25 protein-coding genes and 1 pseudogene are annotated in these 22,743 nt (G+C 72.3%); 6 read left to right on the top strand and 20 right to left on the bottom strand.

Annotated features, from left to right (window positions below; translation table 11 throughout):
• Nucleotides 1-16: 16 nt before the first annotated feature.
• Nucleotides 17-924, bottom strand: a pseudogene (locus tag ELR47_RS18890) (aminotransferase class III-fold pyridoxal phosphate-dependent enzyme).
• Nucleotides 925-1,112: 188 nt separating this feature from the next.
• Here ELR47_RS18890 and ELR47_RS10045 point away from each other — a divergent pair.
• On the top strand, nt 1,113-1,655 hold the full coding sequence (locus tag ELR47_RS10045; protein ID WP_130649778.1) for a TetR/AcrR family transcriptional regulator: 543 nt from the start codon (nt 1,113-1,115) through the stop codon (nt 1,653-1,655).
• The gene (locus tag ELR47_RS10040; RefSeq protein WP_130649777.1) at nt 1,652-2,194 is read left to right on the top strand and encodes a small multi-drug export protein; all 543 of its coding nucleotides are present in this window, start codon (nt 1,652-1,654) and stop codon (nt 2,192-2,194) included. The genes ELR47_RS10045 and ELR47_RS10040 overlap by 4 nt, the downstream gene beginning before the upstream one ends.
• Here ELR47_RS10040 and serC read toward each other — a convergent pair.
• Nucleotides 2,152-3,264 carry a phosphoserine transaminase gene (serC, locus tag ELR47_RS10035; RefSeq protein WP_130649776.1) on the bottom strand — a complete coding sequence of 371 codons (1,113 nt, stop codon included), beginning with the start codon at nt 3,262-3,264 and terminating at the stop codon, nt 2,152-2,154. The two genes, ELR47_RS10040 and serC, sit on opposite strands and share 43 nt — an antisense overlap.
• 202 nt (nt 3,265-3,466) lie before the next feature.
• Here serC and ELR47_RS10030 point away from each other — a divergent pair, with 202 nt between their 5' ends.
• Nucleotides 3,467-4,630: a pyridoxal phosphate-dependent aminotransferase gene (locus ELR47_RS10030; protein ID WP_130651315.1), complete on the top strand. Its 1,164-nt coding sequence runs from the start codon at nt 3,467-3,469 to the stop codon at nt 4,628-4,630.
• 19 nt (nt 4,631-4,649) lie between these two features.
• On the opposite strand, the gene ELR47_RS10025 is transcribed toward ELR47_RS10030, so the two are convergent.
• The 9 genes from ELR47_RS10025 to aat form a co-directional block, all read right to left on the bottom strand.
• Complete coding sequence (locus ELR47_RS10025) at nt 4,650-4,940, bottom strand: hypothetical protein (protein WP_130649775.1); 291 nt, start codon at nt 4,938-4,940, stop codon at nt 4,650-4,652.
• Nucleotides 4,937-6,187 carry an ABC transporter permease gene (locus ELR47_RS10020; RefSeq protein ID WP_205745181.1) on the bottom strand — a complete coding sequence of 417 codons (1,251 nt, stop codon included), beginning with the start codon at nt 6,185-6,187 and terminating at the stop codon, nt 4,937-4,939. Before ELR47_RS10020 ends, ELR47_RS10025 begins: the two co-directional genes overlap by 4 nt.
• On the bottom strand, nt 6,184-7,476 hold the full coding sequence (locus ELR47_RS10015; protein WP_205745180.1) for an ABC transporter permease: 1,293 nt from the start codon (nt 7,474-7,476) through the stop codon (nt 6,184-6,186). Before ELR47_RS10015 ends, ELR47_RS10020 begins: the two co-directional genes overlap by 4 nt.
• A gap of 1 nt (nt 7,477) precedes the next feature.
• Entirely contained in the window at nt 7,478-9,004 is a 1,527-nt protein-coding gene (locus ELR47_RS10010; protein ID WP_205745179.1) for an ABC transporter ATP-binding protein, read from the bottom strand.
• Between the two features lie 103 nt (nt 9,005-9,107).
• Complete coding sequence (locus ELR47_RS10005; RefSeq protein WP_130649773.1) at nt 9,108-10,244, bottom strand: BMP family lipoprotein; 1,137 nt, start codon at nt 10,242-10,244, stop codon at nt 9,108-9,110.
• Between the two features lie 246 nt (nt 10,245-10,490).
• On the bottom strand, nt 10,491-10,997 hold the full coding sequence (locus ELR47_RS10000) for a hypothetical protein (protein ID WP_130649772.1): 507 nt from the start codon (nt 10,995-10,997) through the stop codon (nt 10,491-10,493).
• Nucleotides 10,998-11,074: 77 nt separating this feature from the next.
• Nucleotides 11,075-11,944: a hypothetical protein gene (locus tag ELR47_RS09995; protein ID WP_130649771.1), complete on the bottom strand. Its 870-nt coding sequence runs from the start codon at nt 11,942-11,944 to the stop codon at nt 11,075-11,077.
• A 123-nt stretch (nt 11,945-12,067) separates the two neighbouring features.
• Entirely contained in the window at nt 12,068-13,372 is a 1,305-nt protein-coding gene (gene ahcY, locus ELR47_RS09990) for an adenosylhomocysteinase (protein ID WP_130651312.1), read from the bottom strand.
• A gap of 311 nt (nt 13,373-13,683) precedes the next feature.
• Complete coding sequence (gene aat / locus ELR47_RS09985; protein ID WP_130649770.1) at nt 13,684-14,472, bottom strand: leucyl/phenylalanyl-tRNA--protein transferase; 789 nt, start codon at nt 14,470-14,472, stop codon at nt 13,684-13,686.
• A 133-nt stretch (nt 14,473-14,605) separates the two neighbouring features.
• Here aat and ELR47_RS09980 point away from each other — a divergent pair, with 133 nt between their 5' ends.
• The 3 genes from ELR47_RS09980 to ELR47_RS09970 all read left to right on the top strand — a co-directional run bounded on the left by ELR47_RS09980 (nt 14,606) and on the right by ELR47_RS09970 (nt 17,647).
• Entirely contained in the window at nt 14,606-15,484 is an 879-nt protein-coding gene (locus ELR47_RS09980) for a 5'-3' exonuclease (protein ID WP_130649769.1), read from the top strand.
• Nucleotides 15,481-17,169, top strand: coding sequence for a murein biosynthesis integral membrane protein MurJ (murJ, locus tag ELR47_RS09975; RefSeq protein ID WP_165403987.1), 1,689 nt, complete (start codon nt 15,481-15,483; stop codon nt 17,167-17,169). The genes ELR47_RS09980 and murJ overlap by 4 nt, the downstream gene beginning before the upstream one ends.
• A 115-nt stretch (nt 17,170-17,284) precedes the next feature.
• Nucleotides 17,285-17,647 (top strand): hypothetical protein, encoded by a 363-nt coding sequence (locus ELR47_RS09970; protein WP_130649767.1) that lies wholly within the window; start codon nt 17,285-17,287, stop codon nt 17,645-17,647.
• Nucleotides 17,648-17,689: 42 nt separating this feature from the next.
• On the opposite strand, the gene ELR47_RS09965 is transcribed toward ELR47_RS09970, so the two are convergent.
• The 9 genes from ELR47_RS09965 to ELR47_RS09925 form a co-directional block, all read right to left on the bottom strand.
• Nucleotides 17,690-18,211 carry a DUF2017 family protein gene (locus ELR47_RS09965; RefSeq protein WP_130649766.1) on the bottom strand — a complete coding sequence of 174 codons (522 nt, stop codon included), beginning with the start codon at nt 18,209-18,211 and terminating at the stop codon, nt 17,690-17,692.
• The gene (gene clpS, locus ELR47_RS09960; RefSeq protein ID WP_130649765.1) at nt 18,208-18,513 is read right to left on the bottom strand and encodes an ATP-dependent Clp protease adapter ClpS; all 306 of its coding nucleotides are present in this window, start codon (nt 18,511-18,513) and stop codon (nt 18,208-18,210) included. The genes ELR47_RS09965 and clpS overlap by 4 nt, the downstream gene beginning before the upstream one ends.
• 183 nt (nt 18,514-18,696) lie before the next feature.
• Nucleotides 18,697-19,005: a cold-shock protein gene (locus ELR47_RS09955; RefSeq protein WP_130649764.1), complete on the bottom strand. Its 309-nt coding sequence runs from the start codon at nt 19,003-19,005 to the stop codon at nt 18,697-18,699.
• A gap of 183 nt (nt 19,006-19,188) precedes the next feature.
• Nucleotides 19,189-19,479, bottom strand: coding sequence for an antitoxin Xre/MbcA/ParS toxin-binding domain-containing protein (locus ELR47_RS09950; RefSeq protein WP_130649763.1), 291 nt, complete (start codon nt 19,477-19,479; stop codon nt 19,189-19,191).
• Between the two features lie 10 nt (nt 19,480-19,489).
• Nucleotides 19,490-19,819 carry a hypothetical protein gene (locus ELR47_RS09945; RefSeq protein ID WP_130649762.1) on the bottom strand — a complete coding sequence of 110 codons (330 nt, stop codon included), beginning with the start codon at nt 19,817-19,819 and terminating at the stop codon, nt 19,490-19,492.
• A gap of 1 nt (nt 19,820) precedes the next feature.
• Nucleotides 19,821-20,255 (bottom strand): SRPBCC family protein, encoded by a 435-nt coding sequence (locus ELR47_RS09940; protein ID WP_130649761.1) that lies wholly within the window; start codon nt 20,253-20,255, stop codon nt 19,821-19,823.
• A 63-nt stretch (nt 20,256-20,318) separates the two neighbouring features.
• The gene (locus ELR47_RS09935; protein WP_130649760.1) at nt 20,319-21,359 is read right to left on the bottom strand and encodes a RecB family exonuclease; all 1,041 of its coding nucleotides are present in this window, start codon (nt 21,357-21,359) and stop codon (nt 20,319-20,321) included.
• A 61-nt stretch (nt 21,360-21,420) separates the two neighbouring features.
• Nucleotides 21,421-22,206: an inositol monophosphatase family protein gene (locus tag ELR47_RS09930; protein WP_130649759.1), complete on the bottom strand. Its 786-nt coding sequence runs from the start codon at nt 22,204-22,206 to the stop codon at nt 21,421-21,423.
• Complete coding sequence (locus ELR47_RS09925; protein ID WP_130649758.1) at nt 22,203-22,670, bottom strand: hypothetical protein; 468 nt, start codon at nt 22,668-22,670, stop codon at nt 22,203-22,205. The genes ELR47_RS09930 and ELR47_RS09925 overlap by 4 nt, the downstream gene beginning before the upstream one ends.
• Nucleotides 22,671-22,743 lie beyond the last annotated feature (73 nt).

Below are 22,743 nucleotides of genomic sequence, written 5' to 3'. Positions count from 1 at the left end.
GGGCCGTCGGCTCGGGTCAGCAGAGGCTGGTGAGCACGCGGTCGAGCGCGCCGACCGCCTGTTCGAGATCGTCCTCGGTGACGGTCAGGGTGGGGCGGAAGCGCAGCGTGCGGGAGCCGCAGCCGAGCAGGAAGACGTGCTCGTCGCGGAACAGCCGGGCGGTGACGGCGTCGCGCGTCGCGGTGTCGGGCAGGTCGAGGGCGCACATCAGGCCGCGGCCACGGACGCCGCTGACCATCGGGTGGCGCTGCTGGAGTCGGAAGAGCCGGCGAGCAGCACCTCGCCGAGCTTGGCGGCGCGCTCGATCAGTCCGTCGCGCTCGATGACGTCGAGCATGATCGTGGCACGCACGAGGTCCACCAGACCGCCACCGAACGTGGAGTTGAGACGCGACGAGGTCGCGAACACGTGGTCGGGAACCTCGTCGAGCCGGCCACCGGCCATGATCCCGCACACGTGCGTCTTCTTGCCGAACGCGACCACGTCGGGGGTCAGCCCGAGTTGCTGGTAGGCCCATGGGGTGCCGGTGAGGCCGACGCCGGTCTGGACCTCGTCGCACACGAACAGGGCGTCGTTGGCGTGGGCGAGCGCCTGCAGCTCCTGCAGGAACCGGGCGGAGAGGTGCCGGTCGCCGCCCTCGCCCTGGATCGGTTCGACCAGCACGCAGGCGATGTCGTGCGGTGCGGCGGCGAAGGCGTCGCGGGCCTGGTGCAGGGCGGCGTCCTCGGCAGCCCGGTTGGCCGCTTCGTTGACCGCGAGCGGGAACGCCAGCGCCCGGCGTGTCGATGCGGGGCCAGGAGGCGTGCCGGTGCGCGCGTCGACCAGGGTCGATCCCCGACTGGCGTCGAGGTCGAGCACGAAGTCGTAGCCGTCCACGAGCAGATGACGTCGCAGCGTGTCCTGCACCTGTGCGGGCGTGATCATGGCACGTCCTCCCGTCTCACCCGCGGGGGACGCTAGACCCGACCGCCGCGGGTGTCGGCGGGCACCGGCCCCGTCGACCGATAGGCGCACGCCCCCGGCGGTCCTGCCGGCGCCCGTGGCCATGGGGGCCGTTCCTGCACCGTCCGGTCGGTACAGTTTGCCGTTCCGTCAACGTCCAGGAGCCGTGCGTGCCCCGCCCGAGCATGCGTCCCCGTCTGTTGTCGGCCGCCGCGCGCGTCGTCCGGCGCGCCGGCGCCGGCGCGCTGACCCTCGACGCGGTGGCCGGCGAGGCTGGCTCGAGCAAGGGCGGGGTGCTCTACCACTTCCCCACCAAGGCGGCGCTGGTGACCGGCCTGGTCGACGAGGTCCTCGACGTCTTCGAGGCCGAGGTCGACCGCCGCGCCGCGCAGGACGAGGACCCCGCTGCCTGGGCACGTGCCTACGTCGACGCGACCTTCGACGTCGCGGTGTCGCAGCCGGACCTCGCCGTGGCGCTGCTGGCCGTCAGCGATCGGGACACCGACGTCATGGCCCGGTGCGCCAGGCGGATGGCCGACTGGCACGACCGTCTGCTCGCGTCGGGCCTCTCGGACTCCACGGCCGCGTTGGTCCGCTTCGCCTGCGACGGCTGGTGGACCGTGGGCGCGATCGACGGGGTCGCCCGGCAGGGCTCGGTCGACCACCTGCGCGCACGCCTGCACGCCCTCGTCGACGAGGACGCGCCGCGATGAGCACCCTGCTGGTCTACCTCGGAGTGTTCGTCGCGGCCGCGATCCCCTGGCTCGAGGTCCTGCTGGTCGTCCCGGCCGGGATCGTGGCCGGGTTGCCCACGGTGCCGGTCGTCGTGGTGGCGGCGGCCGGCAACGCCGCGACGCTGCTGCCGCTGGTGTTCGGCGGCGACCGTCTACGGGCGTGGTGGCGTGCCCGCCGCGGCCGGGACGACGCCCGTCCCACCGCTCCCGAGGACGACGGTGGCGGACGCATTGGCCGCGCCCGACAGCTGTTCGAGCGGTACGGGCTCCCGGGGCTGGCGGCGGTCGGTCCGCTGCTGACCGGAGTGCACGTCGCGGCCGTGGTGGCGCTGGCCGCCGGTGCGCGGCGGCGTCCGACCGCCGTCTGGCTCGTGGCCGGCCTGGCCGTCTGGGCCGTCCTGGCCGCCGTCGCCACCGAACTGGGACTCGAGACCCTCGTCGACCGCGAGTCGCTGCCGTCCTTGCCCGGCGTGGGTCAGGCCAACTTCTCGACGATGTGGTCGACGCAGGCCGTGTAGGCCTCGACGTCGGCGGTGTCGACGGCCGGGAACATCCCGACCCGCAGCTGGTTGCGTCCCAGCTTGCGGTAGGCGTCGGTGTCGAGCACCCCGTTGGCCCGCAGCACGGCGTTGACCTGGTCGGCACTGACCGCCTCGTCGAGATCGATCGTGGCGACCACCAGCGAGCGGGCGTCGGGATCGACGACGAACGGCGACGCCCAGTCGCGCGCCTCGGCCCACCCGTAGATGGCCTCGGCCTTGCGCCGCTGTTCGGCGACGACCCCGTCGAGCCCGCCGAAGGTGTCGTTCATCCAGTCGACCTGCTCGGCGGCGAGGAACACGGTCGACACCGACGGGGTGTTGTAGGTCTGGTGCTTGCGGCTGTTGTCCAGCGCCGTGGCGAGGTCGAGGAAGGTCGGCACGTAGCGGTCGCTCTCGGCGATGCCGGCGATGCGCTCGGCGGCGGCGGGCGAGACGATCGCCGCGACGAGGCCACCTTCGGAGGCGAAGCCCTTCTGCAGGCTGAAGTAGTAGACGTCGGTCTGTGACAGGTCGACGGGCAGCCCGCCGGCCCCCGAGGTCGCATCGACGAGCACCAGCGCGTCGTCGACCCGCTGTGGCTGCTGCATCACCCCGGTGGAGGTCTCGTTGTGGGTGAAGGCCTGGACGTCACATCCCTCGGCCGGCGAGGCCGATGGCACGGTCCCGGCATCGGCCTTGACCACGTCCGGTGTCTCGAGCCAGGGTGCCGCCGCGGTCGCCGCGGCGAACTTGCTGCTGAACTCGCCGAAGACGTAGTGGCGGGAGCGTTGCTGCACCAGCCCGAACGCGGCCGCCTCCCAGAAGGCGGTGGCGCCGCCCACGGCGAGCAGGACCTCGTAGCCGTCGGGCAGACCGAACAGACGGGCGAGCCCTTCCTGCAGTCGTCGCACCTGGTCCTTGACGCGCGGTTGGCGGTGCGAGGTGCCCAGCAGCTGGTCACCGACCTCGGCGAGCCGCGCCACGGCCTCGGGCCGCACCTTCGAGGGTCCGCAGCCGAAGCGTCCGTCGGCGGGCAACAGGTCGGCGGGCAGGACGAGATCGGTCATGCAGGGCCTCGACTCGGGAGCGACAAGCGGGAGCACGGCCGGAGCCCGGCCGCGGGGGACGACGACACGTCGCCTCGGCAGTTCGCCGGGAAGCCTATCGGGCGAGCGCCCACCGCCTGCCGGATAGGCTCCGGACGCCCGACGACCACCCCGCGTCGCTGACGAAGGACGACCCGTGTCCCTGGCCCGCCGCATCTCCGAGATGGAAGCCTCCCCGACGCTCGCCGTCGACGCCAGGGCCAAAGCCCTCAAGGCGGCCGGCGAGCCGGTCATCGGCTTCGGTGCCGGGGAACCCGACTTCCCGACGCCGGGCAACATCGTCGAGGCGGCCCAGCGCGCGGCCGCGGACCCGGCCACCCACCGCTACTCCCCCGCCGCCGGGCTCGCCGACCTGCGGCAGGCCATCGCCGAGCGCACCCGCACGGACTCGGGCGTGGAGGTCGATCCTGCCCAGGTCACGGTCACCAACGGCGGCAAGCACGCGCTCTACAACGTGTTCATGGCCCTGGTCGACCCGGGCGACGAGGTCCTGGTCCCGGCGCCCTACTGGGTGAGCTACCCCGAGCAGATCAAGCTCGCCGGCGGCACCCCCGTGGCCGTGCCGACCACGAAGGCGACCGGCTTCCGCGCGAGCGTCGAGCAGCTCGAGGAGCACCGCACCGAGCGGACCAAGGCGCTGGTGTTCGTCTCGCCGTCCAACCCGACCGGCGCGATGTACCCCGCCGACGAGGTCGAGGCCGTCGGCCGCTGGGCCGCCGAGCACGGCATCTGGGTGATCACCGACGAGATCTACCAGCACCTGGTCTACGGCGGTGCGACGTTCGCGTCGCTGCCGGGCCTGGTGCCCGAGGCGCGCGATCGCACGATCCTGGTCAACGGCGTGGCGAAGACCTACGCGATGACCGGTTGGCGTGTGGGCTGGTCGATCGCGCCCGAGGTGATCGCCAAGGGGATCAACAAGCTGCAGAGCCAGGTGACCTCCAACGTGGCCAACGTGGCCCAGCACGCGGCGATCGAGGCCCTGACCGGCCCGCAGGACGCGGTGGCCAGCATGCGCGAGGCGTTCGACCGGCGGCGCCGGCTGGCCGTCGAGCACCTGTCCGCGATCGCGGGCGTCGACGTCGTCGAGCCCGAGGGGGCGTTCTACGTCTTCCCGTCGTTCGAGGCCGTGCTCGGGCGTACGTACGCCGGCCGGCAGGTGACGACCACGTTGGAGCTCGCCGAGGTGCTGCTCGAGCAGGCCAAGGTCGCCGTCGTGCCCGGTGAGGCGTTCGGCGCGCCGGGCTACGCCCGCCTGTCGTACGCGCTCGGGGACGAGGACCTGGTCGAGGGCATCCGCCGCATCGGCGACTTCCTGGCCGGCTGACACCCACGACGACGTCCGATCACGGCGCCGACGGACCTCCGTCGGCACCGCGTTCGTCGCCGGCCACCTCGTCGCCCGCCGCCTCGTCGGTCGTCGCCCCGCCGCCCGCCGACGCTCCGTGCCCCGGCCCGGGATGCTCGTCGGCCTGGCCGACGATGCGGCGCACCAGCGGCCAGGCGAGCAGTCCCGCGAGCCACGCCGTGGCCGTCGGGGTGCCCTGCCGGCGCAGCAGCACGGCCGTGCGCGCGCCCATCCCGACGTACAGCAGCAGCATCAGGACGAGCGCGGCGACCAGCCAGTTGGTGGTCATTCCTTCTCGTAGGGCTCGCCGTCCGCGGCGGGCGCCCGCAGCCGGCCGATCAGGCCGGCGACGACGAAGATCGTGACGATGTAGGGGATCGTCAACAGCAGCGACGACGGCACGCCGGTGTCGAGCAACTGCAGTGCCGAGGCCAGCGCGGTCGCGAACCCGAACAGCAGCGCGGCACCGAACGCCCCGACCGGGCTGTAGCGGCCCACGAGCAGCGCGGCGAGCGCGATGAATCCGCGGCCGCCGGTCATCTCCCGGCTGAACGAACCGACCGAGTCGAGCGTGAACCACGCGCCGCCCATACCGGCGACCACCCCACCGAGCAGGACCGCCTTCCAGCGGGTGGCGAGCACGGGGATGCCGACGGTGTCCGCCGCCCGCGGCTTCTCCCCCACCGCGCGCAGGCGCAGGCCCCAGCGGGTGCGGAACAGCGCGTACTGGAGCCAGCCGACGGCGATGAGCATGCCGAAGGTCAGCGGGGTGGCGACGAACAGCAGCGGACCGAGCACTGGGATCTCGGACAGCACCGGCACCGCCCAGGTCCCGAACCGCGGCGGCCGGTTGAGGCCGGCCGAACCCGCCAGCACCTGGGTGGTCAGGAACGAGGTCAGTCCGGTGGCGAACACGATCAGCACCACGCCGGTGACGATCTGGTCGGCCTTGAAGGTGATCGACAGCCCGGCGAGCATCGCGGCGACCAGCACCCCGGCGGCGATGCCGCCGAGCAACCCGAACCACGAGTTGGTGGTGACACTGCCCACGACCGCGCCGGTGAACGCGGCGGCGAGGAACTGCCCCTCGATGGCGATGTTGATCACGCCGGCGCGTTCGCACAGCACGCCCGCCAGCGCCCCGAACGCGATCGGCGTGGCCGAGAACAGCGTCGAGCGCAGCAGGCCGATCATCGACAACGACTGGTCGGCCGCGGCCCAGGTGAGGAACGCGAACACGAACAGCCCCGTGGCCGCGGCGAGGCCGAGCAGCGCCCGCTCACCGAAGCCGCGGGCCAGTTGGTAGGCGGCGATTCCCAGGACGACCACGCCGAGGACGGTGACGGTCGGGAACACCGACACCAGCAGCGGCGGGACGCCGTCGCGGGTGGCGTCGACGATGAATCGTGCCGTCTGGCCGGTCGACCCGGGCGCGAACACCCCGAGCATGACGGCGGCGAGGAGGACGGAGAAGACACCGAAGCGCTGGTTCCGGCGGCGCAGGACGGCTTCGCTGCGGACGGCGACGGCGCTCACGAGCCCCACCCCTTGGCGATCTGGGTGCCGGTGTCGGCGGTGCGGATGCGGTAGATGGCCCGGACGAGGCCCGGCGCGGCGATGAACACGATGATCAGCGCCTGGATGACGACCACCAGGTCCAGGGAGGTCCCGGTGGTGGCCTGCATGGTCCGGCCTCCGGCGCGCAGCGCCCCGAACAACAGGCCGGCCGCCACCGTCCCGCCGACCCCGCCACGTCCGAGCAGCGCCACGGTGATGCCGTCGAAGCCGAGACCCGCGGAGAACCCGGGCGTGATCCGGTGGTGGATGCCCAGGATCTCGGCCGCGCCACCGGTACCGGCCAGCGCACCACCGAGCGCCATCGCGAGGATCACGACTCGCCCCGGGTTCATCCCGGCGGCGAGCGCGGCATCGGCGTTCTGCCCGACGGCATTGATCTCGAAACCGCGGGTGGAGCGCTCAAGGAACCAGAACATCGCGACCGCGACCAGCAGCGCCACGATCAGGCCGAAGTTGACGCGCTGGGAATCGATGAACGGCAGCCGCGGCAGACGCGCCGACTCCTCGACCGAGCGCGAGATCGGGTCGGTGCGGTCGGGGCGGCGGAACAGCGCGGTCGTGAGCAGGAAGTTGGTGCTCAGGATCGCGATGTTGTTGAGCATGATGGTCGTGATGACCTCGTGGGCCCCGGTGCGGGCCTTGAGGACCCCGGGCAACCATCCGTACAGGAACCCGCCCGCGAGCCCGGCCAGCACCGCCAGCGGCAGGTGCACCAGCAGCGGCAGCCCGCTGAGCGTGAACCCGACCAGCGCCGCCGTGAGGCCACCGGCGATGAGCTGGCCCTCGGCCCCGATGTTGAACAGTCCGGCCCGCAACGGGATCGCGACGGCCAGGCCGGTCAGGATCAACGGGGTGGCCGCGACCAGGGTCTCCGAGAGCTGGCCGACGCCGCCGACCGAGCCGGTGATCAGGGCGCCGTAGGCCCCTCCGACCGCATTCCAGGCAGCGGCGAAGGTGTCGCCGGGCCGGGCGGTGAAGTACCCCAGCGCCTCCCGGGTGGCCTCGTCGGAGGCGAGGATCACGAAGGCGCCGACCACCAACGCGCTGAAGATCGCCAGCAGCGTGGTGAGCACGCTCGCCCCGGTCACCGCCTTGGCGAGCCGTTGGGCGAGCGAGGCGTCGAGGGTGGCCGAGGTCGTCGCGGAGTCGCGCGCCGCGGCCGCCTCGAGCTCGGCGCGCTGATCGTCCGTCTCGGTGGTCTCTCGACTGCCGGCGGGCACGCGCGAGCGATCGTCGGAGTCGCTCACGTCAGGCTCCCTTCTGCAGGGCTTCGTCGGGAGACGCCCCCGCCATCATCAGACCGACGGCGTCCTTCGAGATCGGGGTCTCGAACGGACCGAGCAGTCGCCCCCGGAACATGATCGCGACGCGGTCGGCCAGTGCCAGCACCTCGTCGAGCTCGGAGGAGACGACCACGACCGCCGCACCCTCGTCGCGCTTGGTGACCAGCCGGGCGTGGATGTGCTCGATGGAGCCGACGTCCACCCCGCGGGTGGGCTGCGCCACGACGAGCAGGTCGATCTCGCGCTGGAACTCGCGGGCGACCACGACCTTCTGCTGGTTGCCGCCCGAGAGCGACCCGGCACTGGTGTGGATCGAGGGGGTGCGCACGTCGAAGTCCTCGACCTGCCGGCGCGCGTGCTCCTCGATGACCCCGAAGTCGAGCGCGCCCCGGCGCGCGAAGGGGGCGACGTCCCACAGGTCGAGCACGAGGTTCTCGGCGATGGAGAACCCGGCGACGAGCCCCTCGCGGTTGCGGTCCTCCGGGACGTGTCCGACCCCCGCGCGCAACACCTCCTTGCGCGTGAGCCCCGCCATCGAGCGCCCACCGAGACGGATGTCGCCCTCGAAGCCGGGCTCCAGCCCGGTGATGGCCCGCACGAGTGGGGTCTGGCCGTTGCCCTCCACGCCGGCGACGGCGAGGATCTCGCCGCGGCGGACGGTGAGACTGACGTCGTCCACGACCGGCGCGTCGAGCAGGTCGCGAACCACGAGATGCTCGACCTCCAGCACCGGCTCGCCCGGGGCGGCGGGAGCGCGTGACACGGTGAGGTCGACCGGGCGGCCGACCATCAGGTCGGCGAGCTCCTGCTCGGAGGACGTGCGCGGGTCGGCGGTGCCGACGATGCGTCCCCGGCGCAGGACACTGACCCGGTCGACCAGGGCCCGGTGCTCCCGAAGCTTGTGGGAGATGAAGATCGCCGAGCGACCGTCCGCGACGAACCGGCGCACCGCGTCGAACAGGTCGTCGGCCTCCTGCGGCGTGAGCACGGCGGTGGGCTCGTCGAGGATCAGCAGCCGAGCGTCGCGGTAGAGGGCCTTGAGGATCTCGACCCGCTGCTGGAGACCGACCGGCAGGCTGCCGACCACGGCGTCGGGATCGACCGGCAGGCCGCTGGACTCGGCGAGTTCGCGCACGGCGCGACTGGCGGCGCCGCGGTCGAGGCGCCCGAGCCCGCTGGTGCGTTCGACGCCGAGGGTGATGTTCTCGGCCACGGTGAACACCGGCACCAGCATGAAGTGCTGGTGGACCATGCCGATCCCGGCGGCGATGGCGTCGCCGGGTCCGTCGAAGCGCACGGGCTCGCCTTCGACGAGGATCTCGCCCTCGTCGGCCGAGTACAGCCCGTAGAGGATGTTCATCAAGGTGGACTTGCCGGCGCCGTTCTCACCGAGCAGTCCGTGCACTTCACCCGGCTCGACCGTCAGGTCGACCGAGTCGTTGGCCACCACGCCGGGAAACCGCTTGGTGATACCACGCAGCTCGAGACGCACGTCGCTGGTCCCCTTCCTCGGGTGGTCCACCGCCACGACTCGGGCGGCAGCGGACGGGGAGGGTGCCACATCGGCCCCTCCCCGTCCGACGGTGCTGGCGAGACTACGGGGTGGTCTCGAGCTCACCGTCGATGATCTGCTGGCGCAGCTGGTCGAGCTCGTCGTGCAGCCCGTCCGGCACCTGGTCCTCGTAGTCGTGGAACGGTGCCAGCGCGACGCCGTCGTTCTCGAGCGTGCCGACGTACTCGCCACCCTCGAACTCGTCGTTGAGCGCCGCCTCGATGGCGTCGAACACGGCCACGTCCATCTGCTTCATGACGGAGGTGAACATGATGTCGCCGAAGTCGGTCGACTCGTAGCCGTCGGTGTCGACCCAGATCAGCAGGCCCTCACCGCGGTCCTGGATGGCGGCGGCGGAACCGCCACCGACCGGGCCCGCCACCGGCATGATGATGTCGGCACCGTTGTCCATCAGCGTCTCGGTGACGCTGCGACCGAGGTCCAGCGACGTGAAGTCGTTGGTGAACTGGCCGTCGGAACCGTCCCAGCCCAGCACCTGGACGTCCTCGCCGTTCTCCTCGTTGAAGTGGTCGACACCCGCGAGGAACCCGTCCATGAAGATCGTCACGGTCGGGATGTTGAGGCCACCGTAGGTGCCGACGATGCCCGACTCGGTCTGCGCCGCGGCGGCGTAGCCGGCCAGGAACGCGGCCTCGGAGGTGTTGAAGGTCAGGCCCAGCACGTTCTCGACGCCGTCGGGGTTGCCGACGTCGACGATGGCGAACCGCTGGTCCGGGTTGCCCTCGGCCGCCTCCATCGTGACCTCCTCGAGGAGGAAGCCGACGGGGATGATGATGCTGCAGTCCTGCTGGATGAAGGCCTGCATGTTGGGCTGGAAGTCGGTCTCCGACTGCGACTCGAGGTAGTCGACCTGGACCCCGAGCTCCTCCTCGGCCCGCAGCAGACCGTTGTACGCGGTCTCGTTGAACGAACCGTCGTCGACGCCGCCCTGGTCGGTGATCATGCAGGCGCGGAAGTCGCCGGCGTCCGCCGTCTCGTCGGCGGTGTCGGTGTCGGTGTCGGTGTCCGTGTCACCGTCGGCCGCCGGCTCGTCGTCACCCTCGGTGGCGTCGGGCTGGTCGGTGGCCTCGGGGGTCTCTTCGGGGGCCTCGCCGCAGGCCGTGAGCACGAGTGCCCCGGCGACGGCAGCCGCGAGCGCGCGGCGGGTGGTCTTCCTCATGAAGCTTCTGTCCTTCCCAGCCGACGCGGGAGCGCACCGGCGTCCGGGGATGTGGCGAGCAGCGGCCTGGGGTGTCCCTGCGCGTCCCGGTGGACCGGGGCGAACGCGCACCAGCGGTCAGTGGCCGCTGGTGCAGCAGCGTACTACCCGCCTCGTAGCATTCGCGTCACCTCGGGTTCACCGGTCTCCGGTCGTGCCACCCCCGCACACGTCGGTCCGGCGTGCCGTCCCCACGTACGTCCGAACTCACACGAAGTAGCGGATCCGCCCCTCGGACGCCTCGACCACGGCCTGCGCGGCCTCGTGCAGCCGTCCGTGCAGCGCTCGGAACGCCTGGACCTCGGCGTCCTCCTCGCCGCCGTCGGCGCCGGCTCCCTCGTCCTCGCCCGCCGGTCCCCCGCTCTCGACCAGCGCCTCGAAGGCGGCGTCCCAGTCGGCCAGTCGCGCCCGCCGTTCGAGGTGCAGCGCCGGCGCGTGCAACAGGGCGCGGTCGAGGTCCTGCACGATGCTGACCACCACGTCGGTGCTGGTGCGCACACCCGGCTGCGCGAGCAGCCGCAGCGCCTGCAGCTTGCGCATCGCGAGGGCGGCCACCAGCACCGGGTCGGCGAGCTCCGCGACGGCCGAGTCGACGTCCTCCAGCGACAGGGTCACCCGCTCCGGGACGTCGAACCACACCCGCAACGTGTCGAAGAGCTCCTCGGTCACGCCGTGCAGCGCGAGCAGTGCGTCCGGCTTCGGCAGCGGCTCCATCAGCAGGTCCCTCGGCAGGCGTCGGCGGGCGGTCGCGGGCGGTCGCGGGCGGTTGCGGGCGGTTGCGGGCGCTCAGCCTAGGGAGCCGGCAGGGCCGCCGGACAGTCGACGCGCCCCTGCGCCCGTCCGGCGTCGACGGACGCCGTGGTGCCCGGGACGGTGTCGGGAGACGCCATCGCGTCGCGGTCGACGCACACGACGGTGCCGGCGCGGGCGCGCGCGTCGTTGCCCGGTGTGGTGAAGCGCTCGGTCGTCACGAGCACGGTCGCGCTGTCGGCCGAGAGCAGGCGCAGCAGGCGCGGGCGCAGGTTCCGATCGAAGGCCTCCGCGTCCGCCGCGCGAAGGTCGAGGCGGGCCTGCGCCTGCGGGTCCGCGGCACCGGCCGCCCGCAGCGCGGTGTAGCCGTCGTGGAGGCGCCGCTGACCGCGCAGCAGTTGCTCGATCCCGGTCTCGGCGAGTCCGCGCACCTCGTCGGCGCCGATGGCGACCCCGTCGGCGTCGTCGGCGTCCAGCGGCCGGGCGAGGTCGTGCTGCTCCCAGCGCACCAGCGGTGCCAGTCCCCCACGCAGGTCGAGCCAACCGCGGGCCACCTCGCCGACGGCGTCGGCGACCGGTGTCCCGCCCGCATCCGCGGCGACGAACAGCCGGCGGAGTTCCCCCTCGACGGCGTCCAGCTGTCGGGCGGTGTCGACCACCTCGCCTTCGAGCCGGCCCCAGGTCCGCTCGACGTCGAGCACGACGCCGGAGGGCGCGGAATCGGTCGGCAGCGACGCGTCGAGTGCGGCCAGGGCGGCCAGCAGCGCCGCGTCGCTCCCGGCCTCCGCCTGCACCGGGCCCTCGAACGCGGCCGGGGACGGGTCCGCAGCGGGCGACCCGTGCCCGCCCAGGACGCCGACGACCAGCAGGACCGCGAGCAGGGGACCGACGACCGCCGCGAGGACCTTCACCGACGACTCCTGACGACGAACGGCCGGACCCGCAGCGCGCGGGCCCGGCCGGTCCATCGGCAGGCGCGAGCGCTTCTTCAGCGCTCCTCGGTGCCGTCGGTGCCGTCGGGTGCCGTTGGTGCCTCAGTAGCGGTAGGTGTCGTCCTTGTAGGGCCCGGACACCTCGACCCCGAGGTACTCGGCCTGTTCGGGCGAGAGCGTCGTCAGCCGGGCACCGATCTTGTCCAGGTGCAGGCGGGCGACCTCCTCGTCGAGGTGCTTGGGAAGCACGTACACCTCGTTGGCGTAGTCGTCGTGGTGCTGCCACAGCTGGATCTGGGCCAGCACCTGGTTGGTGAACGAGGTCGACATCACGAACGAGCTGTGGCCGGTCGCGTTGCCCAGGTTCATCAGCCGGCCCTCGGAGAGCAACAGGACGCTGTTGCCGTTGGGCAGGTGCACGAGGTCGACCTGCGGCTTGATGTTGGTCCACTCGTACTCGCGCAGCGCCGCCGTCTCGATCTCGGTGTCGAAGTGGCCGATGTTGCAGACGATCGCGTGGTCCTTCATCTGCAGGACGTGGTCACGGGTGACGATCGACATGTTGCCGGTGGCGGTGACGACGAGGTCGGCCTGGCCGACGACGTCCTCCATGCGCACGACCCGGTAGCCCTCCATCGCGGCCTGCAGGGCGTTGATGGGGTCGATCTCGGTCACGAACACGGTGGCGCCGAGCGCGTCGAGGGCCTGCACGCAGCCCTTGCCGACGTCGCCGTAGCCGGCGACGACCGCGACCTTGCCGGCGATCATCACGTCGGTGCCGCGCTTGAGCCCGTCGATCAGCGACTCGCGGCACCCGTAGAGGTTGTCGAACTTCGACTTGGTGACCGAGTCGTTGACGTTGAGCGCCGGCATCTGGAGCTGGCCGAGCTTCTGCAGGCGGCGCAGCGCCTTGATGCCGGTGGTGGTCTCCTCCGAGACCCCCACGACGTCCGCGAGCAGCTCCGGCCGCTGTTCGTGGACGTAGGCGGTCAGGTCACCGCCGTCGTCGAGCAGCAGCGTCGGGCCCGAGCCGTCGGGCCACTGCAGCGACTGCTCGATGCACCACCAGTACTCCTCCTCGGTCTCGCCCTTCCAGGCGAACACCGGCGTGCCGGCCTCGGCCACGGCGGCGGCGGCCTCGTCCTGGGTGGAGAAGATGTTGCACGACGACCAGCGCACGTCGGCACCCAGGGCCTGCAGTGTCTCGATGAGGACGGCCGTCTGGACGGTCATGTGCAGGCACCCGGCGATGCGTGCACCGGCCAGCGGCTGCTCGTCGGCGTAGCGCTCGCGCAGGGCCATCAGCCCGGGCATCTCGTACTCGGCCAGGCCGATCTCCTTGCGGCCCCACTCGGCGAGCGCCAGGTCGCGGACCTCGAAGTCCCGATCGGGGTAACGACGCTCGATCTGGGTGTCGGCCGGTGCCGGCGGCGTCGGCTGTGACTCGGAACCGGGCGGGATGGTCTGCGTGTCGGACACGTTGGTACTCCTGCGGGGACGGGCAACCGGTCGGGGCGGGCCTGCGAGCCGGCGTGGTGCACGGGCCGGCCGGCGTCTCGGCGCGCTGCAGGCGGTCGCGGGAACGCGACATGGGAGGGCCGGACTCGACCGCCTCGGGGCGGCGAGTGTGCCCGACGGCCCCGGTCGCCCGCCACCGACGCCCGCAGTCGGTCAGCCGTCTGGGCACGCCCCGGCGACCACCGCCCCGAACCGAAGTGTCAGGCCCCGAGCAGACGGGACACCGGCAGCTCGCCGCAGCGCAGCCGGACGTCGCGGCGTCCGGCGCGGTCGAGTTCGGTCAGGAAGGCGTTGCGCGGTACGTCGCGGGCACCGAGGCTGGCGAGGTGGGCCGTGGTGAGCTGCACGTCGAGCAGGCTGCCGCCGGCCGTGGCCAGGCGCCGCGCCAGGTCGAGCAGGGCGACCTTGGACGCATCGGTCTCCCGGTGGAACATCGACTCACCGGTGAACACGCCCCCGACCTGCACCCCGTAGATCCCCCCGACGAGCCGCCCGTCGGACCACACCTCGAGACTGTGCGCCCAACCGAGATCGTGCAGCCGCCCGTAGGCCCGCGCCATCGTGCCGGTGATCCACGTGCCGGCCTCACCGCGGTCCTGACCGCAGGCGGCGACCACGGCACCGAACGCGGCGTCGACCGTGGTCGTCCAGCCGCAGGTACGCAGTCGCCGACGCAGGGAGCGGCTGACGTGGAACCCGTCGACGGGGAGCACGCCCCGTGGATCGGGCGAGAACCACGGCAACGGCACCCCGGGGTGCGGCCAGGGGAAGATGCCCCGCCGGTAGGCGTCGACCAGCGTGCCCGGGGCGAGGTCGGCACCGACCCCGACGACCCCGTCCTCGTCGGCCTCGTGCGGATCCGGCAGGACCCAGGACGAGGGCGGGACCGGCTGCGGGGCACGGGCCAGCCCCGGCTCCCCCGACGCGGTCGGCCGCCGACCGAGCCAGCGGCGTTCGGTCGCCCGCTCGCCGCGCTGCGCTCCTGCCATCCGCCCGCCACCCCGACGTCGTTCCCCGTGGCGACCACGCTATCAGCGGCGGGAATGGGCCGCCGTGGCCGGACGGTGCGGACGGGGCGCGGCGGCCGACTACCGTTCGGGCCTCGCGAGGAGGTCGGTCGGCGTGCGACTGCATCTGGTGGACGGCACCTACGAACTGTTCCGGGCCCACTTCTCCAAGCGTCCCGACCGTACGGACCGCGACGGCCGGGACGTCAAGGCGACGGTGGGGCTGTGCAACGCGTTGCTGCAGTTGCTCGAGGACGACGACGAACAGGTCACCTCCCTCGCGGTCGCGTTCGACAACCCGATCGAGAGCTGGCGCAACGAACGATTCCCGGCCTACAAGGATGGCACGGGGGTCGACGCGTCCCTGCTGGCACAGTTCGACGGTGCGGAGGCCGCGGTCGAGGCGCTCGGCATCACGGTGTGGTCGATGCGGGAGTACGAGGCCGACGACGCGCTGGGCACCGCGGCGTTGCGGTTCGCCGACGAGGTCGACCAGGTCCGCATCCTCACCCCGGACAAGGACCTCGGGCAGGTGGTCCGTGGCGAGCGGATCGTGCAGGTCGACCGGCTGCGCGACAAGTACTACGACGCCGACGGCGTGCGCGAACGGCTCGGTGTGGCGCCGGCGTCCGTTCCGGACCTGCTCGCGCTGGTGGGCGACACCGCCGACGGCATCCCCGGTATCCCCGGGTTCGGCAAGGTCGGTGCGGCCGCCGTGCTCGGGCGCTACGGCCATCTGGAGGACATTCCTTCCGACGGTGGGGACTGGGACGTGCCGGTGCGGGGAGCGGCCCGACTGGCCGCCACGCTCGCCGACCGTCGCGACGACGCCCTGCTCTACCGGGAACTGGCCACGCTGGTCACCGACGTGCCGCTGGACTCGTCGCTCGACGAGCTCGTCTGGCGCGGCGCGGACCGTGAGGCGTGGACCACCTGGTGCGACCGGGTCGACTCGGGGTCGCTGCGCGAGCGCCCCGACGTGTGGTCCGCGTGAGCGAGCCGTCCGGCGACGCGTCCGGCAACGACCTGCGCCGCAGTTCGGCGCTGGTCGGGGCCGGCATCCTGCTCTCCCGGGTCGCCGGCCTGGTCCGCGAGTCGGCGACGGCGGCGTTCCTGGGCACCGGCATCGGCGCCGAGGCGTTGCGCGCGGCGCTGCGGATCCCCAACCTGATGCAGAACCTGCTCGGCGAGGGCGTGCTGTCGGCCTCCTTCATCCCGGCCTATTCCAAGCTGCTGGCCGAGGGGCGCCGCGAGGACGCCGGCCGCCTCGCCGGTGCGATCGCCGGCCTGCTCCTGCTGGTCACGAGCGTGCTGGTCGTCGTCGGCGTGGTGTTCGCCGGACCGATCACCCGGGTGATCACCCCCGGCTGGCCCGAGGGCAGCGCCCGCTTCGAGCTGACCGTCACGCTGGTGCGGATCCTGACGCCCGGTGTCGGCCTGCTGGTGCTCTCCGCCTGGTGCCTGGGCGTGCTCAACTCGCACCGTCGGTTCTTCCTGTCCTACGTCGCCCCGGTGGCCTGGAACGCCGCGATCATCGTGCTGCTCGTCAGCGTGGGCCTGTCCACCTCGGAGCAGTTCACCGTGGCGCAGGCGTTCGCCTGGGGCGCCGTGCTCGGCTCGGCGCTGCAGTTCGGCGTCCAGTTGCCCGGCGTGCTGCGCCTGACCCGCGGCCTGCGGCTGTCCACCTCGCTGGCCGTTCCCGGCGTGCGGGCGGTCGTGTCCCGCTTCGGCCAGGTCGTCGCCGGCCGCGGTGGGGTGCAGTTGGCCGCCTACGTCGACGTCGTGGTGGCCTCGCTGCTCGCCGGCGGGGCGCTCGCCGCGCTGGGCTACGCGCAGGTCCTCTACCTGCTGCCGATCAGCCTGTTCGGGATGGCCATCGCCGCTGCCGAACTTCCCACGCTCTCGACGCTCGACCACGAGGACCGCCGGCGGGTGGTGGAACGCATCGACACGGGCCTGGGGCGGGTGGCGTTCTTCGTCGTGCCGAGCACGGTCGCCTTCGTGCTCGTGGGTGACCTGGTGGTCGCCACCGTCTACCAGCGCGGCAACTTCTCCGAGGACGCCTCGGTCCAGGTCGGGGCGATCCTGGCCGTGTACGGCCTGGGTCTGCTCGCCTCCACCAGTTCACGGCTGCTGCAGTCGTCGCTGTACGGCGTCGGGGACACGCGCACCCCGGCGATCTACGCCGTACTGCGGGTGGTGGTCTCCCTGCTGGTCGGCATCGCCGTGATGTTCCCGCTCGATGCCGTGCAGGCGACCAGCCAGGGCATCAGCGTGGTCGGGGACGTCGCCTGGCAGGTCGCGCCCGAAGCCCTGCGTGCCGCCGACGCCCCCAACGCGCTGCGGTTGGGCGGTGCCGGGCTGGCGTTCGGCGCCGCCGTCGGCGCCTGGTTCGAATGGCTGCTGCTGCGTACGCGCGTGCGGATCGTGTTCGGACCGACCCGTCTCGGCGGCCCGCACGCCAGGCGCATCGTCCTCGCCGCTCTCGCCGCCGCGGTCGCCGCGCTCGCCGCCCGGGCGCTGGTGGAGACCATCGACCTCCACGCGACCATCGAAGGGCTGCTGGCGCTCGGACTGGTCGGCAGCGTGTACGTCCTGGTGGCGCGCGCGGTCGGTGTTCCCGAGGCCAGGGAGCTGACCGGACGGCTCGAGCGCCTCGTCGACCGACGGGCGAAATAGCGTCGACCGACGGGCGAAATAGCGTCGACCGACGGGCGAAATGGCGTCGACCGACGGGCAAGGTGGCGTCGACCGACGGGCGCGGTAGCGTCCGGGCACCGACGAAGGACTGGCTGTGGCATCCGTGTGGGACCTGTACCTCGACGCCGACGACGCCGCGCTGCTGTTCGCGGCCATCGTCACGCTCGAGCGGCACCGCTGGGTCCGTGAGCCGCTCCCCCTCGATGATGCGGTCGCGCTCCGCGAGCGGTTCAACACCATCGCCAGGATCGCGGGTGAGGACGCGCTGTACTGGTCGCAGGAGGCCGACGACCGGCGGGAAGCGGCCGAGGTGGACGGAGGACGCTGGGGCACCGCACAGTTGGCGCAGGTGATGAGCGAGACCGCTGCCGACCTCGCGGCCGGGTCGCGCAAGGTCGAGGTCGCGGTGCAGGCGGCGGCCGAGGAACTCTCGGCCCGCATGGCCGGCCGGTACTGACCCCTCCCCCGGGCCCACGGGTCCGTGGACCGGTTCGTGCGGTCACTCCGGGGCGTCGTCGTCGTGCGACACCGACGCGGGATCCAGGATCGCGAGCAGCTGTTCCTGCAACCACGCGAGGTGGTCCATCACCGCCAGACGGTGCACCACCGGGTCGTCGGGATCCAGGCCGTCGCGGGCCAGGTCCTCGATACCGACCCGGGCGCCGATGGCGAGCCGCAGGTCGTTGAGCACGCCGAGCACCAGGGTGGCGTCCTCGAAGGTGAGGCGCACCCGGAGCCTTCCGCGCTGCTGCACGCCACCCTCGAGCAACGCGGTGAGCTCCTCGAGGCCGCGAAGACGCCCGGTGAGCAGCTCGTCGTGCAGCAGCCGGCGCAGTTCCCGGTCGGCCTCGCCGTCGCCGCTCACGGCGGTGGGGAACAGCCGTCGCACGATCGGGTCGTCGACGTCGTGGCCGACCAGGGCCTCGCGCAACCCGTCACGCAGGGAGTGCAGCAGGTCGACCTCGACCGGTTCGAGGTCCATGCGGATGGCGTCGCCCTGACGGCGGAAGGCCCGGCTCACGAGGAGCGCTGCATGGTCGCCTGCAGCCCGTAGCCGTGCAGCTGCTGGACGTAGAGTTCGGCCTGCTCGCGCGGTTCGGAGGCCACCAGGGCCTTGCCCTGTCGGTGCACCTCGAGCATCAGCTTGCGTGCGACGTCCTCCGAGAAGCCGAACACCCGGCGGAAGACGAAGACCACGTAGGACATGAGATTGACCGGATCGTCCCAGACGATGACGTCCCAGGGACGGTCGGGGTCGACGACGTCCTGGACCTCGGTGACGCGTTCCTCGACCGGAGCCGACGAAGGACCGGCGAGCCGCATCCGTACACCTCCCGGAATCGGTACGCGCTGACTGGCGCCACCCTACCCCGCACCTCGGACACCACCGGTTCCGGCTTCCGCCGGGCGGGCTACCGTCGCCGGACGCAACGACGACCGCCGTCGAAGCCGACGACCGTCGTTCGCGCAGCGCGTGCGGGTGACCAGCGCCTCCGTCAGTCCGAGTCAGCGCCTCCGGCGACGCGCCATCCGACGCTGCCGCTCGCGCTCCTCGAGCTCCTCCCACGACGGCGGCTGCGCCATCGTGCGACCCACGGGGTTGTCGGCCGGTGCCTGCTTGGTGACGGTCACGCCGGTCGCGGTGCGACGGCCGCCCTCGCCCTCGCCGACCTCGAACTCGACCTCGTCACCGGAGCGCAGCGTGGCGCCACCGTCGACCTGGTCGCCGGCGACGTAGAACTCGTCGCCGTCGCTGGTGGTGAGAAAGCCGAAGTTGCGGTCGGCGTTGAAGACCTTGACGCGTCCGGTGGGCATGGGCAGGGCTACCTCGGTGGGAGTGGCAAGTCGAGAGGGTTCGTTCGGGGATCCTCGGCCGTGTTGGCCGGATGCGGACCGCACCGTGAACCGGCGGCACGTCGACGCACCGCGAGGAAGCAAGCGTAGCGGCTCGACGGCCGCACGTGCGACTGCCGGTGTCAGGACACCGGACCGGCCGGTTCAGCCGTGGGCGGCGGCCCAGGCCCGACCGGCGTCCTCGACCTCCTCGAAGGCGCCGCCCGCCAGCGCCTGCAGCGGTGTGCGCCCCTCGAGTCGCTTCTGTGGCTGGGCGAACCAGCGCGCCGCCGCGGTCTCGTCGACCCAGCCCTGCAGCACCCGCAGCACGTCGAGCGCCACCTCCACCGGCGCGCGGTCACCGGGAGGCGCGGCGTCGTGCAGGCCGTCCACGGCCTCGTCGCCGAGCAGGGCCCGGAGCTCCAGTTCGTCGTCGAGTGGGTCGTCGCGGTACACGGCCTACCTCTCAGCGTCCCCGGCGCAGCCGCTCGTGCTGCACCTCGCAGTCGTCCACGAACGCCTCGGCGGCCTCGATGCGGTCGGGCAGCCGCGCCTGTTCGTCGCGCAGCACGGCGGCTCGGGTCCCCACGGCGTCGAGCAACGGCTGATCGGTGTGACGCAGGGCGCGTCGCAGCCGCGGGTCGACGGGATCGGCCAGTGCCTCGCCCTCACTGACGAACCGGCGCAACCGCCCGGCCTCGTCGCGCAGGTACTCCTCGTAGCGTCGCAACGCATCGAGGTCCTCGCGTGCCCGCAGCAGGGTGAAGTAGGCGGCCTCGGTCTCGTCGCGGGGCACGTCAGGCCTGCGCCTCGGCACGTGCCTTGAGCCCGCGCAGTCCCTGGTCGAGGATCTGCTTCGCCGCCCGCTTCTTGAGGAATCCCGGCAGTGGGAGGTCGACGTCCGCCTCCAGCGAGTACCGCACGGACGTGCCGCCATCGGTCTCGCTGAGGTCGTAGGCGCCGTCGAGCTGGGAGATCGTCTCACCCTCCACGAGGGTCCAGCGCACGTCGTAGTCGTCGTAGGAGTAGCGCAGGACATAGGTGACCTCGGCCACCCGGGCATCGACGCGGAACCGGGCGGTCTCCGGGTAGCCGTCGTCGTCGGTGGTCAGCAGCTCGACCTCGAGCATGCCCTCCGCCCACTCGGGATAGGCCTCGAGATCCGTGATCGTGTTCCAGACGGTGTCCATCGACGCAGCGATGGTGGTCTCGTCGCTGACGCGCTCGCCCATGATCGGTGACCCTTCCACCAGCAGACGTCCGCGCCGCGGGCCGACGCAGGAGGGCTGCCGAGCCTAGCGGTGGGCCGGCGGACGGTCGTCGGTGGCCAACTCGTCCGCGATGCGGGCCACGCCCGCCTCCAACTCACGCAGCGTACGGACCTCGCGCTCGAGCCGACGCCGCAGCCGCTGCGCCTCCTCCACGGCGGGACCGAGCAGCTCGTCGGGGGCGCCGCCCTCCCACGCCGGGCACAGCGCCCGGAAGTCACACCAGTCGCACAGCCGGTTGGGCGTGGGCTCGTAGCGTTCCTCGCGCACGGCGGCCGCGGTGGCCAGGACGACGTCCCGGGCCGCCTCGAGGTCGAGGTCCTCGAGCGGCACGGTGATCATCACGCCGGGCACCACGAAGTCGAGCGACACCGTCGCCGGCAGCACCCCGAAGAGGTGCCGGCACGCCAGCGCGTAGATGGCCAGCTGCAGTGACCCGGCGACGCGTTCGCGGTTCTTGACCTTGCGGTTGGTCTTGTAGTCGACGACGTGGAAGCGGCCGTCGTCGTCCACGTCGACGCGGTCGATCGAGCCGACCACGGTCGCCTCGAACCCGATCGGCAGCTCGAACCAGGCCTCGGTCGCCGCGGGCAACCGGTAGCTCGGCGCGACCCGCCGGTGGAAACGGCGCAGCACGTCCTGCGCGTGGCGGTAGAACGCGAGCTGCTCCTGCCGTGGGAGCGCCGCGAAGCCGCTGCTGTCCCAGCGTGCGTAGAGGAACCCGAGCAGGTCCTCCTCGCTGGGGCACGCCGGCAGTTTGCGGTCGTAGAAGTCCTCGAGCGCGGCGTGGATGGACGTGCCGAACGACAGGTGCGGCCCCGGCTTGCCGGGCAACTTGTCGACGTAGGCGTAGCGGAACCGTCGCGGACAGTTGTCGTAGGCATCCACACGACTGAACGACAGCCGTACGCGTCCCTCGCCGTCGATCAGCGGCGGCGAAGCCGGCTCGAGCTCACCGAAGGTTCCCGGCGGCGCTCCGTCCACGTCGAGCAGGCGCAACGCCCCGTCCGGCCCCTCGGCCGGTGGCGTCGCGTCCTCGATCAGCGTCGTCGTGTTCGCATCCGTCATCGTGCCCCGAGGGTAACGCCCACCCCCGACGTCCCCCGAACATTCCCCACAGGGGGCCGGGTCAACGGGCCGTGGTGCGGTGGGTGGCGACGATCGCCAGCACCTCGTCGTGCAGGTGACCGTTGCTGCTGAGGGCGTCGCCGCCAGCGGCGGTGCGTTCGCCGGCCAGCGAGGTGAAGCGTCCGCCGGCGGCCTCGACCAGCGCCTTGACCGCGACGAGGTCCCACAGGTTGACCTCGGCCTCGATCGCCACGTCGGTACTGCCCGAGGCGACCAGGCAGTGCTGCCAGAAGTCGCCGTAGCCGCGCTGTCGGGCCGTGCGCCCGGCGAGGTCGGCCACCAACTCGCCGTGACCGCGCTCGGCGAAGTACGCCAGCCCGCCGAAGGCCACCTCGGCCTCGGCCAGACGCGCGACGTCGCTGACGTGCACGGGCGTGCCGTTGTGGTCGGCGCCCTCCCCCACCACGCCGGCCCAGCGTGAGCCGAGCGCCGGAGCGCTGACGACGCCCAGGACCTCCTCCGCGTCGATCCGCAACCCGATCAGGGTGGCGAAGACCGGGTTGCCCTTGACGAAGTTGGTCGTCCCGTCGATGGGGTCGAGCACCCAGGTCGGCGCGCCCGGCGGTCCGTCCAGCCCGTCCTCCTCCCCCAGCACGGCGTGGTCGGGGAAGTGGGCGCGGATCGCCGCCCGCAGGCGGCGCTCGACGTCGAGATCGACCGCGGTGACCCAGGTGCCGTCGGCCTTCTCCTCGGCGTCCTGGCGTCCGCCGAACGCCGCCCGGGTCCGGGCATCGGCGAGGTCGGCGAGCTCGTGGGCGAAGGCGAGCTCGTCGTCCAGGCGACTCACCAGTCGAAGGACATGTCGTCGAAACGCAGGATGATGTCGTTGGGCTGCACGGTGAGGGTGACCTCCTCGCGCGGCACCCACAGTGGGATGCACGGTCCCTGGCCGGCGTGCCCCATCAGGCAGATCTGCAGCTGGCCCTCGGCATCGAGGCCGATGATCTGCCGCGCGTAGCTGAGCAGCTCGTGGAACTCGGCCCCGCCGGCACGCCGCTTCTGGAACGCCGTCGCCCAGCGCGACTCGGAGCGCCCGTAGTTGGCGATGACCTGCCCCGGGACGAGCTTGGTGATGCCGTTGAGCGAGCGCACGGTCGCCAGCGGCTTGTCCGCCTTGGGGGTCTTGCCGACACGGACGGCGGCGTCGGGCTGCGCCAGACGGCCGGGAAGGTCCTCGAGCTCGAAGTTGCCCGCCGCCTGGGCGGCCTTCTGCCGCTCGACGGGGACCTGAACCTCGATCTTGGTGGCCACCTTGCAGTTCCCTTCTCGGGGCACGGGGAGTGACGGCCCAGCGTAGCTGCCGGCGCCCCGCCGCACGGGCGAC

It is taken from the genome of Egicoccus halophilus (assembly GCF_004300825.1).
Classification (GTDB): domain Bacteria; phylum Actinomycetota; class Nitriliruptoria; order Nitriliruptorales; family Nitriliruptoraceae; genus Egicoccus; species Egicoccus halophilus.
The sequence above is the reverse complement of the archived record's forward strand: the minus strand, read 5'-3'. Positions and strand labels throughout refer to the sequence as shown.